At 42.4% G+C, this 15,020-nt stretch carries 17 protein-coding genes; 9 read left to right on the top strand and 8 right to left on the bottom strand.

The annotated features are described in order from the left end of the window. Window position 1: 1 nt before the first annotated feature. Complete coding sequence (locus tag ABIB50_RS19550) at window positions 2-952, bottom strand: aldo/keto reductase (protein WP_429382512.1); 951 nt, start codon at window positions 950-952, stop codon at window positions 2-4. Between the two features lie 114 nt (window positions 953-1,066). Continuing rightward, window positions 1,067-1,306, bottom strand: a complete 240-nt coding sequence (locus ABIB50_RS19545; RefSeq protein WP_429382511.1) for a hypothetical protein — start codon at window positions 1,304-1,306, stop codon at window positions 1,067-1,069. Window positions 1,307-1,355: 49 nt separating this feature from the next. On the opposite strand from ABIB50_RS19545, the gene ABIB50_RS19540 reads away from it, so the two are divergent. From ABIB50_RS19540 to ABIB50_RS19525, 4 genes are all read left to right on the top strand, one after another. Continuing rightward, window positions 1,356-1,601, top strand: coding sequence for a DUF3820 family protein (locus ABIB50_RS19540; protein WP_429382509.1), 246 nt, complete (start codon window positions 1,356-1,358; stop codon window positions 1,599-1,601). Between the two features lie 61 nt (window positions 1,602-1,662). Further along, complete coding sequence (gene msrA, locus ABIB50_RS19535; protein WP_429382507.1) at window positions 1,663-2,319, top strand: peptide-methionine (S)-S-oxide reductase MsrA; 657 nt, start codon at window positions 1,663-1,665, stop codon at window positions 2,317-2,319. Window positions 2,320-2,446: 127 nt separating this feature from the next. Next, entirely contained in the window at window positions 2,447-3,520 is a 1,074-nt protein-coding gene (locus ABIB50_RS19530) for a carboxypeptidase-like regulatory domain-containing protein (RefSeq protein WP_429382506.1), read from the top strand. 5 nt (window positions 3,521-3,525) lie between these two features. Further along, entirely contained in the window at window positions 3,526-4,590 is a 1,065-nt protein-coding gene (locus ABIB50_RS19525; protein ID WP_429382505.1) for a carboxypeptidase-like regulatory domain-containing protein, read from the top strand. Between the two features lies 1 nt (window position 4,591). On the opposite strand, the gene corA is transcribed toward ABIB50_RS19525, so the two are convergent. Together corA and ABIB50_RS19515 are read right to left on the bottom strand one after the other, a co-directional pair. Beyond that, the gene (gene corA, locus ABIB50_RS19520) at window positions 4,592-5,710 is read right to left on the bottom strand and encodes a magnesium/cobalt transporter CorA (RefSeq protein ID WP_429382503.1); all 1,119 of its coding nucleotides are present in this window, start codon (window positions 5,708-5,710) and stop codon (window positions 4,592-4,594) included. Beyond that, a complete protein-coding gene (locus ABIB50_RS19515) occupies window positions 5,710-6,321 on the bottom strand; it encodes a WbqC family protein (protein WP_429382501.1) in 612 nt (203 codons plus the stop codon). The genes corA and ABIB50_RS19515 overlap by 1 nt, the downstream gene beginning before the upstream one ends. A gap of 39 nt (window positions 6,322-6,360) precedes the next feature. Between ABIB50_RS19515 and ABIB50_RS19510 the strand changes: the two genes are divergently transcribed. Both ABIB50_RS19510 and ABIB50_RS19505 read left to right on the top strand, forming a co-directional pair. Next, window positions 6,361-7,236: a lysophospholipid acyltransferase family protein gene (locus ABIB50_RS19510; protein ID WP_429382499.1), complete on the top strand. Its 876-nt coding sequence runs from the start codon at window positions 6,361-6,363 to the stop codon at window positions 7,234-7,236. Continuing rightward, window positions 7,236-8,276 carry a glycosyltransferase family 2 protein gene (locus ABIB50_RS19505; RefSeq protein WP_429382498.1) on the top strand — a complete coding sequence of 347 codons (1,041 nt, stop codon included), beginning with the start codon at window positions 7,236-7,238 and terminating at the stop codon, window positions 8,274-8,276. The genes ABIB50_RS19510 and ABIB50_RS19505 overlap by 1 nt, the downstream gene beginning before the upstream one ends. Window positions 8,277-8,288: 12 nt before the next feature. Here ABIB50_RS19505 and ABIB50_RS19500 read toward each other — a convergent pair whose 3' ends face one another. The 3 genes from ABIB50_RS19500 to aroQ form a co-directional block, all read right to left on the bottom strand. Then, window positions 8,289-8,549, bottom strand: a complete 261-nt coding sequence (locus ABIB50_RS19500; protein WP_429382496.1) for a hypothetical protein — start codon at window positions 8,547-8,549, stop codon at window positions 8,289-8,291. Next, a complete protein-coding gene (locus ABIB50_RS19495) occupies window positions 8,546-10,780 on the bottom strand; it encodes a mechanosensitive ion channel family protein (protein WP_429382494.1) in 2,235 nt (744 codons plus the stop codon). The genes ABIB50_RS19500 and ABIB50_RS19495 overlap by 4 nt, the downstream gene beginning before the upstream one ends. Before the next feature lie 65 nt (window positions 10,781-10,845). Further along, window positions 10,846-11,265, bottom strand: coding sequence for a type II 3-dehydroquinate dehydratase (gene aroQ, locus ABIB50_RS19490; protein ID WP_429382493.1), 420 nt, complete (start codon window positions 11,263-11,265; stop codon window positions 10,846-10,848). Between the two features lie 40 nt (window positions 11,266-11,305). Here aroQ and xerD point away from each other — a divergent pair, with 40 nt between their 5' ends. Next, a complete protein-coding gene (gene xerD / locus ABIB50_RS19485) occupies window positions 11,306-12,205 on the top strand; it encodes a site-specific tyrosine recombinase XerD (protein ID WP_429382492.1) in 900 nt (299 codons plus the stop codon). A gap of 156 nt (window positions 12,206-12,361) precedes the next feature. Here xerD and prmC read toward each other — a convergent pair whose 3' ends face one another. Further along, entirely contained in the window at window positions 12,362-13,222 is an 861-nt protein-coding gene (gene prmC, locus ABIB50_RS19480) for a peptide chain release factor N(5)-glutamine methyltransferase (RefSeq protein ID WP_429382490.1), read from the bottom strand. Window positions 13,223-13,414: 192 nt separating this feature from the next. Between prmC and ABIB50_RS19475 the strand changes: the two genes are divergently transcribed. Together ABIB50_RS19475 and ribD are read left to right on the top strand one after the other, a co-directional pair. Further along, window positions 13,415-13,702, top strand: coding sequence for an HU family DNA-binding protein (locus ABIB50_RS19475; RefSeq protein WP_429382488.1), 288 nt, complete (start codon window positions 13,415-13,417; stop codon window positions 13,700-13,702). 267 nt (window positions 13,703-13,969) lie between these two features. Further along, window positions 13,970-15,016 (top strand): bifunctional diaminohydroxyphosphoribosylaminopyrimidine deaminase/5-amino-6-(5-phosphoribosylamino)uracil reductase RibD, encoded by a 1,047-nt coding sequence (ribD, locus tag ABIB50_RS19470; RefSeq protein ID WP_429382486.1) that lies wholly within the window; start codon window positions 13,970-13,972, stop codon window positions 15,014-15,016. The last annotated feature ends 4 nt before the right edge of the window (window positions 15,017-15,020 follow it).

Here is a 15,020-nt window from a genome sequence, read left to right as displayed (position 1 = left end):
CTTAATAACCGCTTGCCTCATCCAACAATGTAATGGCTTCAGCACTCAAATTTAAATGCACCGCCTGTGTAGTATCATGCAATTGCTTAATCGATGTCGCGCTGGCGATAGGGGCAGTAATACCCGGCCGTGCAATTACCCAGGCAATAGCTACACTTGAGGGCGTAGTTTTGTATTGGGCGGCCACCTCATCAAGCGCGGCTAAAATTTTAAACCCGCGCGGATTTAAATACTTTTTAACGCCGCCGCCCCGCGCGCTTTTTGAAAGGTCGGCTTCCGAGCGGTACTTGCCGCTTAAAAATCCGCTGGCAAGCGAGTAAAAGGTTATCACCCCAATATTGTTTTCAACGCACAGTGGCTCTAAGTCTTTTTCGTACCCTTCGCGGTCATATAAATTGTATTCTGGTTGCAGGGTTTCATAGCGGGCAAGTCCGTTGGTCTTGCTTATTTCCAGGGCCTCTTTAAGGCGCGTTGCGTTATAGTTTGATGCGCCAACGGCCCTAACCTTGCCCTGTTTTATCAGGTCGGTATAAGTGGCTAAGGTTTCTTCAAATAGTGTGCTCTTATCATCATCATGCGACTGATAGAGGTCGATATAATTGGTTTGTAAACGCTTTAACGAATCTTCAACAGCTTTGGTAATATAAGCTCTTGAAAGCCCTTGTTTGCCTTCGCCCATCGGCTTGCCCACCTTGGTAGCAATAATAACCTTATCACGCTTGCCTGATATTTTTAACCAGTTGCCGATAATGGTTTCAGATTCGCCGCCTTTATTACCCGGCACCCATTTAGAATAAACATCGGCCGTATCAATAAATTCAAGTCCTGAGTCTATAAAAGCGTCTAATAACCCGAAGGATTGTTTTTCATCAACCGTCCAGCCAAACACATTACCGCCAAAACAAAACGGGCTCACCATAATGCCCGATTGGCCTAATTCCCTTTTATTCATTGCCTTACCCCAACCCCTCTCCTAAAGTTAGGGGCTATTTTTTTAATAGTTATATGTTTTTATAATAAGCCTTGCATCGTAAATCCTCCCTTTGGAGAGGATTTAGGTGAGGCATTAAGCCTGCAATTTCGCTATTTGTTCGGCCATTTCATCAACCCAGCCAAAAAGATAAGGTTCTGTACCTGCAATTTTATGCCAGTTTCCGTTTTGGTCGGGTGCTATAATTAAATGCAGGGTGTCATCAATAGCATCAAACCGGTAGGCGTTTTTATACCCGCCGTGGGTTACATGTTTTATTACCCCATTAACCGGGCCATCTGTACCGGTTAGGGTAGCGTTAAATTCTTGTTCCATAATTAATGAAACAGCAATTTTGGACTTGTGTTTTTATATCTTTACCCACATGGAGCCAGTAAAGCCCGATACTCAAATATTAATAGATATTGTTAAAACCCGTATGCCTTTTGGTAAATACAAGGGAACGCTAATATGCGATCTGCCTGCATATTACCTTGAATGGATGAAAAGCAAAGGTTTCCCGCCGGGTAAAATGGGTATGATGCTATCCACCACGTTCGAGATAAAGACTAATGGCCTGAATAGCATCCTGCTTAAAGTTAAAAGTATTTTGAATACCCAAAGCAAATGACCCGGGTATGACCAACCGCGGGGCAGCTGGCTACGTATATTTGTTAAAACTGAAATAGATCATGAAAAATTCAATGCTGTATATTTTATTTAGCCTTGCCATATTTGGCTGCGCTAATGGCCAAAACCGCCCCGGCGACATGGATATTGTAAACGTGCCAAAACCAAAAGCCGGCCAGGCCGTAGCCACATTTGGCGGCGGCTGTTTTTGGGCGATGAGCGAGGCTTTGTCTGAATTAAAGGGGGTAGACCAGGTGGTATCTGGTTTTGCCGGGGGCACTACTAAAAACCCGACGTACGAGGATGTTTGCACCCGCACTACCGGCCACGCCGAAGTTGTGCAGGTTTATTATGATCCTAAAGTTATCAGCTATGAAAAACTGGCCGAGGCTTTCTTTTACGCACATAACCCAACCGAGCTAAATTACCAGGGACCTGATGAGGGTACCGATTACCGTTCGATAGCGTTTTACCGCACACCCGAAGAAAAAGCTACGTTGCAAAGCCTGATCAAATTCATCAACGCGTCAAAGCATTACAATGGGAGCATAGTTACACAGGTTGTACCGTTCACCGTATTTTATGCTGCAGAGCGTTATCACCAGGGATATTACCGGGCACATCCGTCAGCAGGCTACATCCAGTCGGTTTCTGCGCCAAAGGTTATGAAAATGCGCGCTATGGAAAAAGCGTTTTTAAAACCTGAGTTTCAGAAATAAAAGGTATAAATTAACTTAAAGCCATCTTGCTCATAAAGTAAGGTGGCTTTTTTCTTTACCTGGATTTGTTAATGTTTGTTTAATGTTTTTATCTTCACGCTATAAACCAAAAAGCCTGAACACAATAATGAAATATTTCCTGGCGCTGTTAACTGTTTTAATTCTTCGGATCGATGTGGCGGCGCAGGCTACCTATACTATTAGCGGAACTGTAAAAAACACCAAAGGCGAAAAGATCCAGTCGGCCACAGTATTTATTACCGGTACACAAAAAATGACAATGACTAATGCCGATGGTAGCTTTAGTTTTAAAAATGTTATTCCCGGTAACTACCAGGTGGTGGTAAATATGTTGGGTTACAATTCTGTAAAGCAGGATATCACTTTAAACAATGGCCCAGAAATGCTCAACCTAACCCTTGCTGATAAGGAAATAGCTTTAAAGGAGGTGGTTATTGCTGTCAAAAAACAGTCGAAAAGGAACATGAATTTCTTCTATAAGTATTTTATGGGGCCAAGCTATAACCCTGATCGTTATAAAATACTTAATCCTGAAATTATTGATTTTGTTGATACAGATACGGCGTTAACGGCCACCACATCAGATTTTTTGATCATAGAGAATAAGGTGTTGGGCTATAGGGTGAAATACCTGCTTAAAGCATTTGTGCAATGGTATGATAAGAATAGTACTTATTATGATGGCGACTACATTTTTGAACCGATGGAAGGGTCGCCAGCGCAGGAATATTTTTGGGCAGAGAATCGAAAACGAACCTACTATGGATCTTTAATGCACTTTTACAGATCAGTTTATACCGGTACTACCCGCCAGGAAGGATTTTTATTATACAAAAGTATCCCTGATAAAGGAGTATTTGCATCAGTTGAACGTACGCCTGCTGATGTAGAACAAATGGTACAACGCACGGATAGCAACTATGTTAATATAAAACTGGAGCCCTGGGTTAATATAGCTTACGATAAAGAAAAAGCCGACAAGCCCGACGAAGCCGACGATGGGAAACCTAAAAAACTAATTTTTAGCCTTGGTAACAAGGGTAGCCTGATATTGGTTGTAGGTAAAGTTGATAGCAGGGGGAGTATCGCCTCCAAAAAGTACCATTATCGTGGTTATTGGGCAAGCCAGCGAATAGCCAACCTATTACCTTTTGAATATAAGCCTGATTATTCCAAATGATTAAAATGAAAAACATCCTTGCATTATTAGTGTTCATTCTGCTTCAATTAAATATTTATGCGCAAGGCACCTACAGCATTAGCGGTACAGTTAAAAATGGAAACGGGGAGTTGATGGAATCGGCTACGGTGTTTTTAGCAGGATCAGAAAAAGTGGTGGCTACAAATGCACAGGGAGCGTTTAGATTTAATGGCATTAGCCCCGGTACTTACCAGGTGGTGATAACTATGATAGGCTATACATCGGCAAAACAAAACATTATCGTTCAAAATAAATCAGAAAGCCTTAACCTGATACTTGGCTATAAGCAAATTGTATTAGATGAAGTTGTAATTGGCGATAAAGGTGCGCGGGAAAAACATTTTAAAAGGTTTGTTACCTATTTTATGGGCGAAACACGTAATGCCAAAGCCTGCAAAATACTTAACCCGGATGTGATAGAGTTTACCACCTACAAAGGCGTGTTGCAGGCAACATCATCAGATTTTTTGATCATCGAAAATCCTAATTTAGGCTACCGGGTAAAGTACCTGCTAAAGAAATTTAGCGACAATAACGCTACAGGCGTAACACTATACGATGGAGACAGTGTATTTGAACCATTAACCGGAACGGAAGAACAGCAAAAGTTATGGACGAAAAATCGCAGGGCGGCTTATGAGGGATCATTGATGCATTATTTACGGTCATTATATGCCGGCACGTCGCGTAAAGAGGGTTTCCTTGTTTATAAAATTACCAGTCCTTTTTTACCCTTGTCAATTGAGTCAATACCCATCTATGCCGAACAAATGATAAGGCGACCCGATAGTAATTTTTTCAGCTTTAAGGTAAGCGCAAGGTTTTATGTACTTTATGATAAGAAAAAGGCAGCTAAAGAAGACAGGAGCAGCGTAAGTACTATATTAATGGATTACCTGGATAATACCGGATCGATATTTAAATTGGACACGGACACAAAGGTAGATAAAAGAGGGAGCTACTCTGATTATAAAGATAAGCTGATACAAAATTTTTGGGGCCGCCAAAGAGTGGGCGATCAGCTGCCTTTAGAGTATGTACCCGATTAAGCTATAATTTAGTAAACCAGCCCTTTTTCCAGAAAACCACTACTTGAATTAACCCTATCAATAACATACCGCCAAGCGCGTAATAATACCCCTGCGGCGAATATAGCTCGGGCATATTATCAGGCATTTGTTTGTTGGTAATAGGGTCAACCCGCGAGAAATTCATCCCATAAATACCCGCCACAAATGTCAGGGGGATAAATATAACAGAAATGATAGTCAGCACTTTCATGATCTCGTTCATGCGGTTGCTCACCATGGATAGGTATAGGTCGATAACGCTGTTGGCAATCTCCTTGTAGTTTTCTATCAGGTCCATTACCTGTATGCAATGGTCATAAGCATCGCGTAAAAACATTTTAACCTCGGCGGTTACCAGTGGGTTTTCAGTACGCAAAATGTCATTTATCTTATCGCGTTCAGGCCAGGTTATACGCCTTAGGATGATGAGCGTGCGTTTTAGCTGTTGGGCATCGTACATGATGGTTTTATCCGCGTTGGCATACAGGCGGTCCTCTATAGCATCCAGCTCATCGCCAAGTTTGGCTAATAATACAAAGTATGTATCTATAATCGTGTCAGACAAGGCATAACACATATAGCCAGGACCCGCCGTGCGTATGGCGCCTTTACCGGCTGACAGGCGTGCTTTTACTGCTTCAAAATGTTCGGCATGGGTTTCTTCAAAACTAATAATGAGATTTTTTTTTACCAGCGTAGAAAACTGGTAATTACACAGCTCTCCCTCTTTATTAAAATAAATTTGCCGGCTTACGCTAAAAACATAATCATCGTATTCATCAAATTTTGGGCGCTGGTGGGTATTAACAATGTCCTCTAACACCAGCGAATGTACCTTTAGATGGGTGCCAATATCAGCTATCAGTTTGGCATCGCCCAAGCCTTTTACCTGGATCCAGTGGGTATGGTCCGTGCATTTTTTGAGCTGATCAAGCACCACTTTCATATCGTGGCCCTCATCGGTAATCAGTTCGTGCTCATTATAAGAGTAAACCTTAATAATTGGCTTAACCGCATCGTCGGGGACGTTGATCATGCCGGGGCGCTCACCCACCTTGCGGGTGCTATTTTTATAGCGTACTCTTTTTAAATGACCCATTATAAATAATTTATGGTTTGCGGCCCCTGGTTAAACAGCAGATCAATGATACTTAAATTTTTGATGAACCCGTTCCGCTCATCAAAAACCTGGAAGTAAGGTTTTTGTTCAAAATCAAATTCCTTTTTCGGAGTGATGCTATCGCGATAATCATTTAAGCCCGGATAACCGGCGGCATAGGTTTCGGTGTATTGCAGGGGCAAATTGATCTTGATAAACTTTAACAGCATTTGTAAAAGCTGCTCATTATAATCAAACAGGTATGCAAAGTGCTTTTGATAAAAAGGGGCAAAGTCATCCTCATAATATTCAAAATAAGCCGACCCGCGATAACAGGTTTCCAGGCTCATCCAATGCAGGCGCTGCCATTTAAAATCGTAGCTTATTTTTACATCCTTTATATTGGTATGCATTTTTGAGCCTTTAACCACAGGCACGGTAAGCGTTAACATCCCATCGGGCGAATAGATATTTGCACGGTTACGATAGGTTTGTTTAGGGAAATGTTCCTGGCTTTCTATCAGTATATCAGGCTTGTAAGCATTAAGCTTTGTAAAATAAGCTACAGGCGGAAGATAAAGCATGGGTAACACAGCGCCTTTTTCGATCATATATTTTGTTATGTTTGCAGATAATACGCAGCGAAAATAATGATAAATAAAGGGCTTTCAAGGTTAGGTATATTCTTTTTGTACCTGGTTTCTTTGCTACCCTTTTGGTTATTATACGTAATATCCGATTTTTTATTCTTCGGTTTATACTACCTGGTTGGCTATCGCCGTAAAGTAGTGCAGGAAAACCTGCAAAATGCTTTCCCCGAAAAATCAGCCGCCGAACGTGCCGATATTGAAAAAAAATACTTCAGGTACCTTGCCGACCTGATAGTTGAAACGGTAAAAATGATCAGTATATCAAAGGCAGAACTGCAGCGCCGTTTAGTATGTACTAACCCCCAAGTTGTTGCAAATTACCAGGCAGCAGGTAAAAGTGTTACGGCGGTTGCGGGGCATTACTGCAACTGGGAATGGGCAGGCACAGAGTTTAGCATTAATACCCGCTTGTTTATGATCTATAAACCTTTAACCAGCGATGTGTTTGATAACTTTTTTATTAAAGTACGCACCCGTTTTGGCGCTGTAGCGGTGGCCATGAAGCAAACGCTACGTACGATGATTGCCCATAAAAATGAATTTACGGTAACCGTTTTTGCCGGCGACCAAACCCCTATACGCGAACAAAAAAACTACTTTACTCAATTTTTGAATCAACCTACCGCTGTATTTCAAGGTATAGAGAAAATAGCGAAGTTGATAGACTCGGCAGTAATATTTTATGATATGAAGCGGGTTAAACGTGGATATTATACTTACACAATTGTACCTTTGGTTGAAAATGCAAAAGAAAGCGCCGAGCACGAAATAACCGAGGCGCATGTTAAATATTTGGAAGGGATGATAAAACGCGAGCCGCAATATTGGCTATGGTCGCACCGAAGGTGGAAATTTAAACCGGAGGATGCTAATTAATGAATAACCACCCTAAGGTTGCTATAGTAATTTTAAATTGGAACGGATTAAAACACCTGCGCCAGTTCCTGCCGTCGGTATTAACATCTACCTGGCCCAACCTGGATATTGTCGTGGGTGATAATGCATCTGTGGATGGTTCTGTCGAATTTATTCAAACCACCTATCCAAATATTCGTATCATTCAAAACGATGCGAATTACGGCTTTACAGGCGGTTATAACCGGGTGCTGGCCCAGGTTGAGGCTGATTATTACATCCTGCTAAACTCGGACGTTGAGGTACATCCCGGCTGGATAGAGCCTGTAATAACATTAATGGAAAGCGACCCGCTTATTGCTGTTGCCGCGCCTAAAATAAAATCCTATAATCAAAAAAACTACTTTGAGCATGCCGGCGCGGCCGGTGGCTTTATTGATAGTTTTGGCTACCCGTTTTGCCGTGGCCGGATAGTAAATGAGACAGAGCAGGATAATGGCCAGTACGAGCAATCGGGCGAGATATTCTGGGCATCGGGCGCGTCGATGTTCATCAAAAAGAAATACTGGGACGAAGCCGAAGGATTTGACGAGCAATTTTTCGCACACATGGAAGAAATTGACCTTTGCTGGCGGTTAAAGAACGGCGGATATAAAGTGATGTATTGCGCGCAGTCAGAGATCTTCCATTTAGGCGGCGGCACACTTACTGCTGAAAACCCGTTTAAAACCTATTTAAACTTCAGGAATAACCTGCTGCTTATAAAAAAGAACCTGCCGTTTTGGAAAGCTTTTATTGTGCTTGGCTTCCGTTATGTATTAGATTTTGCTGCACTGCTTCGCTTTTTAACCGAAGGCAAGCGCAAAGATGCCTGGGCAGTTAGCCGTGCGCACCAATACTTTATCCGGCATATCTTTGAAAATGGTAGCCATGCGTCAAGTACGCATCTAAAAAAATATAATCCAAGGCTTACGGGTATGTACCACGGCAGCATTATGTGGGCTTTCTTTATTAAAAAGCTACGGAAATTTACCGACCTGGACCCGCGAAGATTCTATTAACCCTGCTGCATTTTACGGTTTTGTCCCAGCTTGATCAGGAGGGCTCAGGTCATCAATGTTTAAAGCTTTTCCTTCCGGTAGGTTCAGGTTCAAATCCTGGGTGGTGGTTGACATTTTGATCCCTTCTTTTTCAAATACAGTGAAGATATCACTCAGTACATATGTTTTTAATTCCAACCAATGACTAATGTCCTCGGCCCAAAACAGTACCCTGAAATCAACTGAATTACCGGTAAGGTTATGAAGAAATACCAATGGTTTTGGTTCGGTCATGATATCTTCACGGCATTCATCAAGTCAAGCAGCAGGTTCTTAACTTTCTCAATTTCGGTACCGTATTTTACGCTTACTATCAGTTCTATCCGTCGGTTGTTGTTGCTCAATGTCCAGTTAATTACGTGGTGCGATATCAAATCACCGTTAGGGATAATAACCTCGGCGCCATCGCTGGTAGCTATTTTACTAGCGCGGATGCCTATTTCCTGGATAGTGCCCGAGCGGTTATCAACCTCGATAATGTCGCCGATCTGTACCGGTTTCTCAAAAGCCAGGATCAAGCCTGATACCAGGTTATTCACAATGTTCTGTAAACCAAATCCGATACCAATACCAAATGCGCTAATGATGATGGTTATTTTATCCAGCGGAAAATTAGAAGCAAACACCGCCAGGAAAAAGCCCACGGTAAATACCCCGATCCTGATGAGCAGGGTGGAGGTGCGGTTTTTCTTTTTAAGCGCGTCGATCTCGGTTGACCGTTGTGCCGAGATGTCATAAAAATAACTGATGATTTTTGACAATACAGATGATATCCAGATTACCGCTATAAATACCACAAAACCACTAAAGGTAAACTGTGCACCGCCAACAGTATGCTTTTGGGATAAAACTCCGGTGATATAATCGGTTGCGGTATCATCAATATTTAAGTTCTGGAACAGGAAGAACAGCCAAAGCAGGCCTGCAAGTACATTTAATATCTTCCTGATTTTTGTGTGTAGCAGCGCGTAATCTATCCAGCTAACCAGGCTATCCTCACCTTTTTTAGAGTGAAATTGCAGCAGCAGCTCCTGGCTGATGATCTCGACTACGTAATGCAGGCTCACCAAAAGCCATAAATTGTAGGTTGCGGTTATGCTTATTATTTTGGCTAAGCTAAACCTGCCGGATATATCGCATATTAAAGCCAGCATTTGCAAACCCATAAATACGCGTAATATAGGGCCGGTATTTTTTGGATAATCAGCAGGGGTAAGCGTTACTTTTTTGTTAAAGTTGTAAGCTATCCCTACGCATGCCGCCGCTAAAAACAAAATGATAAAACGGTCAAGGTTAGTGATCTGTATCAGCAAATTACTGGCGCTGTAAACTATGGTAAGAAAAAATAAGTTTCGCAAAGTATTGAAAAGGTTTGCATGCAGCGTGCGTTCTACCAGCATCAACACCAATATCAGCGAGGTAAGGAAAAAGCACTCTAAAAATATAACCGGCGGGTGGTCATAAAAATAAGGTATGATAACAACGGGCACCAATAATGTGGCTATAACCGGGTATTTATAAATATAATTGGCCTGGGTAAAAATCAGTTCGGGGTCCTCATGCTCGCGTTTTATTTTTTGGCGATTGTATAATACCCAACTAATTAATATCACCAAAAAAATCAGGCTTATAAAATGCGTGGCGGTCTCCTTGCGGATAAAGTAGTACAGCTGCGTGCTGTTCAGGTCAACTGTCCCCTGTACCGATGTTTTGATATTGTTATACTGCGGATCGATATCCCAGATCGGCCCAAATTCGCCTTCCAAGGCACGCTGGGCAAATCGTTTAACTTTCGAATCTATCTGGTCGGTTTCATCTAATGCATTAGAGTAGGCTATGGCCACACGGTTTTGCAGCAGGTTAATTTTAAACAGATTTTTACGGTTAGCCGAATCGGCTGTTATCCATGACAGGATCACCTCTTTCCGGCGGTCGAAAAATGTTTTGCGTAAAACACTGTCGGTAGGTATTGTTGTGAGTATGAGTGAATCCTTAGTGAATTTTAACAGGTCGTTTTGGTTTTGGATCAACTTATCATCAACCGCGTCCAGGTCGTCCTGCCAGCCTTCCAGTCGTCCCTGTATGTGGTCAAGGTTATCCCGTACAACAAACAAATAACGCAGCGTGCTTGATTTATGGGTATTGGCCTGTTCCTTTATTTTATTGATCCGCCTTAGGGTAGAGGGAACTTTCGCGGTTATGTCGGCGGTATCCAGGCCGGCAGCAAGGTTATTTTTTATTAAATTAAAGGTAATGCTGTACTGCTCCAGCTTTTGCAGCTGCGAGTTTACAGAAGTATCGGCTTTATTAAAGCTGCGCAATACAGAATCGCGCGAGTGCATGGCCTTGCGCTGTTTCTTGTTTAATGACCGTGATTCGGAATTGTCGTCCTGCGCATAGCCGCGCCCGGAAGTGATAAAGTAAGCGGCAGTTATTAATACAATATATTTGAATACGTTGTGCATCTGGCAAGGGTAAGTGATACCATAACGCTAAATACCCAAAAGCGTTTTAAATAAATGAAATATAGTTATTTAACTATCAAATTTTCAATAGCTAAACGGTAACTGTCCATTCCGAAGCCTGCAATAACGCCCTTGCAGCTGGCGGCAAGCATGCTATGGTGCCTAAATTCTTCGCGTTTGTATACGTTGGATATATGTACCTCGATAACCGGGGTTTTTACGCCTGCAATAGCATCGGCAATGGCAACCGAAGTATGGGTGTAAGCGCCTGCGTTTAGCACTATGCCATCGTAAGTGAATCCTACTTCGTGTATTTTATTTATAATTTCTCCTTCAACGTTACTTTGGTAATAAGTAATGTTTAGGTTTGGATAACGGTTTTGCAGTTCGGTTAAATAGGTTTCAAAGCTGCTGTCGCCGTAAATTGATTTTTCGCGAACGCCCAGTAAGTTTAAATTTGGGCCGTTTATAATTTGTATATTCATTAGTTCAAACTTAAGTATAAAACATTAAAACTAAAATCAATTGAACTGGCCATCGGCAATAAAAGGTTTTCAGGCGTATTTAAAACTCGAAAAGTCGCTTTCGGCAAACTCCATCGAGGCCTACACCCGCGATGTGCACCGGCTGTATGAATATACCGAAACCCAGGTACCAACCATCAACCCCGAAAATATTGTGCTGAAGGACCTGCGCCAGTTCATCAATTGGGTGAACGAGTTGGGGATGATCCCGTCATCGCAGGCGCGGATCCTATCAGGCATTAAAGCGTTTTATAAATATATGTTGATGGAGGATATCATAAAAAGCGATCCGTCAGAACTTTTAGAATCGCCCAAAATAACCCGTAAGCTGCCGGACACGCTTAGTTATGAGGATATCAATAAACTGATAAATGCCATCGATCTGTCCCGCCCCGAAGGCCCCCGTAACAAAGCCATCCTGGAAACCTTATACGGCTGCGGACTGCGCGTATCGGAGTTAACAGAGCTTAAACTATCCAACCTATATCTCGATATCGAATTCATTAAAGTATTTGGTAAGGGCAGTAAGGAACGTTTGGTGCCAATAGGAGGCTCAGCCATAAAAGCGCTAAAGATCTGGATAGAGCAGGTACGCGTCCACAATCCCATAAAAAAAGGCGAGGAAGATTTTGTTTTCCTCAATCGTCGCGGTTCGCGGTTAAGCCGGGTTTATATCTTTATGGTGATAAAGGATTTGGCGGCAACGGTAGGGTTAAAGAAGACCATCAGTCCGCATACCTTTAGGCATTCGTTTGCCACGCATTTGGTGGAGGGTGGCGCCGATCTGCGCGCCGTGCAGGAAATGCTGGGGCATGAAAGTATTACTACTACAGAGATCTATACCCATTTGGACAGGGAGTATTTAAAGGGGACGATTATTCAGTATCATCCGAGGAATTAGGCGGCGAGAACTCACCCGGTCTACGCTTCGCTGACCACCCTCTCTTCGCCTTTGGCGGAAAGAGGGAAGAATAATTAAATTAAAACAACCCTCTTTCCGCGCAGCGAAGAGAGGGTCGCGCTCGAAGAGCCGCGGTGCACGTCCGCGGTGCACGTCCTAACGAGTTGCTTTTATCATCCTATCCCTATCACTCATATCCCGCCTTAACTCCACATCCTTAAACCCTTTGCTTTCCAACAGCTCCACCGTCTCCTTACCCAGGCTCTCGTTTATCTCAAAAAATAACAAGCCGCCTTTTACCAGGTTAGCTACCGCGAAATCGGCAATCGCTTTATAAAATATCAACGGATCATCTTCGGGTACAAAAAGGGCGGTATGCGGTTCAAAATCTGTTACATTAATGTGCATCCGCGTTTTATCGTCGAGCGTGACGTAGGGAGGGTTGCTTACGATGAGTTGTAAGTTGTGAGTTGTGAGTTGTGAGTTCAGTATGTCGTCCAGCATAAAATCAACTTTAACATTATTGATTTTGGCGTTTTCTTTTGCGGTTTGTAAAGTTTCTGCCGATATATCAATTGCCGAAACCTGTGCATCCGGTAAATTCTTTTTTAAGCTGATAGCAATACAGCCAGTGCCTGTACCAATGTCTAAGATATTTAAGCTTTCAACTTGCAACTTGCAACTTTCAATTGATTCCAAAGCCCATTGCACCAACTCTTCAGTTTCCGGCCGGGGTATAAGTGTAGCCGGGTTTACTAAAAACTTTAAGCCATAAAACTCGGTATAGCCTAAAACGTATTGTAATGGTTTGCCGGTTTTAAGTTGGGTAAGTATGTTAGCGGCTTCTTCCTGTTGCGTTAAGGTCAGTTCTTTTTCGGGGAAAGCTTTGATGATGCCCTTTGATGTATTTAACAGTTCGGTTAAAACTGTGAGGGTTATGGCTTCTGCTTCCTGTGCGTCATATAAGCTGTTAAGCGCTTGCTTAAAAATCGCGAATACCTCCTTTACAGTTTCCATTGCGCGAAGTTAGGTATTTGAAAAGGGACTGCTATAAAGATTAAATCTTTATGCCAGGCCCCTACAGATCTTTCCCTTTTTTACTCCTTTTTGGTTTAAGCAAAATGAACAAATGCGCCATAAGCTGCAACTTGCTAACAAAATATCCGTACAAGGCACTGAAACTTAAATAGCTAACACAAAATCACAATTATGACAAAGGCAGATCTTGCGAGGGAAGTATCACGTAAAACCGGAATAGAAACTGAAACTGTAATGGAAATTTTCCAGGAATCGCTTACTACCATTAAAGACGCAGTTGTAAATGGCGAAGGCTGTTATTTTAGGGGCTTTGGTACGTTTGTTCCAAAAAAACGCGCCAGTAAAATAGGCCAGAATATTACCAAAGGCGAAATGATAGTTCTGCCCGAGCGTAACGTAGCATTTTTTAAACCGGGCCGCGAGTTTAACGCCGAAATGAAAAAGCTTAAAGTGGTTTAAACATTCACTTTATTATAGAACAATCGCTTTTAAGAGTAGGAGGCTCCGCCGGAGCCGTAAAGATTGTTTGGTATTTACTATAAACAGGTAGTTTCTCCGGAACTCTCTTTTTATTAATTCCGGAAGAGTAACCTGTTTATAGAACAAGAAATACATTAGAAGGCTCCGTAGGTGCCTCCTTAAACGATTTTAATTTTAAAAAAGCGATTTCCCTGCCCTTTATCGCGTTAGTATTTGCTATAGCGTAATAAAAGCTACTTTTGCACTATGCGCTATCATCAAGTATTTATGCAACGCTGCGTTGACCTTGCCGCTTTAGGCCTGGGCAAAGTTAGCCCTAACCCTATGGTAGGCGCTGTAATTGTGCATGATGATAAGATAATAGGCGAGGGTTACCACCAACAATACGGCCAGGCACATGCCGAAGTGAACGCGGTAAATGACGCGTTATCGAAATTCGATAATGCAGAAAAATTGTTCAAACAATCCACCATCTACGTATCCTTAGAACCCTGCGCTCATTACGGTAAAACACCACCCTGTGCCGATCTGCTTATTAAACACCGGTTTGCTAAAGTAGTAATTGGCTGCCGCGATCCGTTTGACAAAGTGGATGGTAAAGGCATAGAAAAACTACAGGCCGCCGGTATTGAAACCATTGTTGGCGTTTTGGAAGATGAATGCAAATGGCTTAACCGCCGTTTCTTTACCCGTGTACAAAAGCAACGGCCTTATGTAATATTAAAGTGGGCACAAACCGCCGATGAGTTTTTCGCCCCTGATGATAACCAACAATTCTGGATAACCGGCCCCGAATCGCGTAAGCTGGTGCACCAATGGCGCAGCCAGGAGGATGCTATTTTGGTGGGAAAAAATACCGTAGCTATTGATAACCCGCAGTTAAATGTAAGGTATGGCGAAGGCCGGTCGCCAAAGCGGGTGGTTATTGATCGCCGGCTCGAATTAAAACCTGACCTTAACGTGTTCGATCAATCAGTTGAAACACTCATATTTAATGGTGTTAAAACAGATGTGGAGGGTAAAAACAAATACATAGCTTTAGAGGACTTTGACCGCTACGTTCCGCAATATATTTTATACCAATTATACTTACAGGACATTCAATCAGTTATTATTGAAGGCGGTGCTTATACGTTAAATGCTTTTATTGATGCCGGGGTTTGGGATGAGGCACGCATATTTACCGGTGAGGCAACTTTAAAAACGGGCATAAAAGCACCAAAAATAAACGGTATTATTGCCGAAGAAATTCCGTCAGGAACAGACCGTCTACAAATACTATATAACAAATAATAGC

Source organism: Mucilaginibacter sp. UYCu711 (genome assembly GCF_050433825.1).
Taxonomy (GTDB): domain Bacteria; phylum Bacteroidota; class Bacteroidia; order Sphingobacteriales; family Sphingobacteriaceae; genus Mucilaginibacter.
This window is presented reverse-complemented; position numbering and strand designations above follow the sequence as displayed.

Bases quoted from the DNA above. Each gene is read 5' to 3' on its own strand.
- ABIB50_RS19495 (WP_429382494.1), bottom strand. From the start codon at position 10,780: ATGCACAACGTATTCAAATATATTGTATTAATAACTGCCGCTTACTTT.
- aroQ (WP_429382493.1), bottom strand. From the start codon at position 11,265: ATGAATATACAAATTATAAACGGCCCAAATTTAAACTTACTGGGCGTT.
- ABIB50_RS19515 (WP_429382501.1), bottom strand. From the start codon at position 6,321: ATGATCGAAAAAGGCGCTGTGTTACCCATGCTTTATCTTCCGCCTGTA.
- prmC (WP_429382490.1), bottom strand. From the start codon at position 13,222: ATGGAAACTGTAAAGGAGGTATTCGCGATTTTTAAGCAAGCGCTTAAC.
- ABIB50_RS19525 (WP_429382505.1), top strand. From the start codon at position 3,526: ATGAAAAACATCCTTGCATTATTAGTGTTCATTCTGCTTCAATTAAAT.
- ABIB50_RS19545 (WP_429382511.1), bottom strand. From the start codon at position 1,306: ATGGAACAAGAATTTAACGCTACCCTAACCGGTACAGATGGCCCGGTT.
- ABIB50_RS19475 (WP_429382488.1), top strand. From the start codon at position 13,415: ATGACAAAGGCAGATCTTGCGAGGGAAGTATCACGTAAAACCGGAATA.
- ABIB50_RS19530 (WP_429382506.1), top strand. From the start codon at position 2,447: ATGAAATATTTCCTGGCGCTGTTAACTGTTTTAATTCTTCGGATCGAT.
- ABIB50_RS19550 (WP_429382512.1), bottom strand. From the start codon at position 952: ATGAATAAAAGGGAATTAGGCCAATCGGGCATTATGGTGAGCCCGTTT.
- ABIB50_RS19510 (WP_429382499.1), top strand. From the start codon at position 6,361: ATGATAAATAAAGGGCTTTCAAGGTTAGGTATATTCTTTTTGTACCTG.
- ribD (WP_429382486.1), top strand. From the start codon at position 13,970: ATGCGCTATCATCAAGTATTTATGCAACGCTGCGTTGACCTTGCCGCT.
- ABIB50_RS19500 (WP_429382496.1), bottom strand. From the start codon at position 8,549: ATGACCGAACCAAAACCATTGGTATTTCTTCATAACCTTACCGGTAAT.
- ABIB50_RS19505 (WP_429382498.1), top strand. From the start codon at position 7,236: ATGAATAACCACCCTAAGGTTGCTATAGTAATTTTAAATTGGAACGGA.
- msrA (WP_429382507.1), top strand. From the start codon at position 1,663: ATGAAAAATTCAATGCTGTATATTTTATTTAGCCTTGCCATATTTGGC.
- corA (WP_429382503.1), bottom strand. From the start codon at position 5,710: ATGGGTCATTTAAAAAGAGTACGCTATAAAAATAGCACCCGCAAGGTG.
- ABIB50_RS19540 (WP_429382509.1), top strand. From the start codon at position 1,356: ATGGAGCCAGTAAAGCCCGATACTCAAATATTAATAGATATTGTTAAA.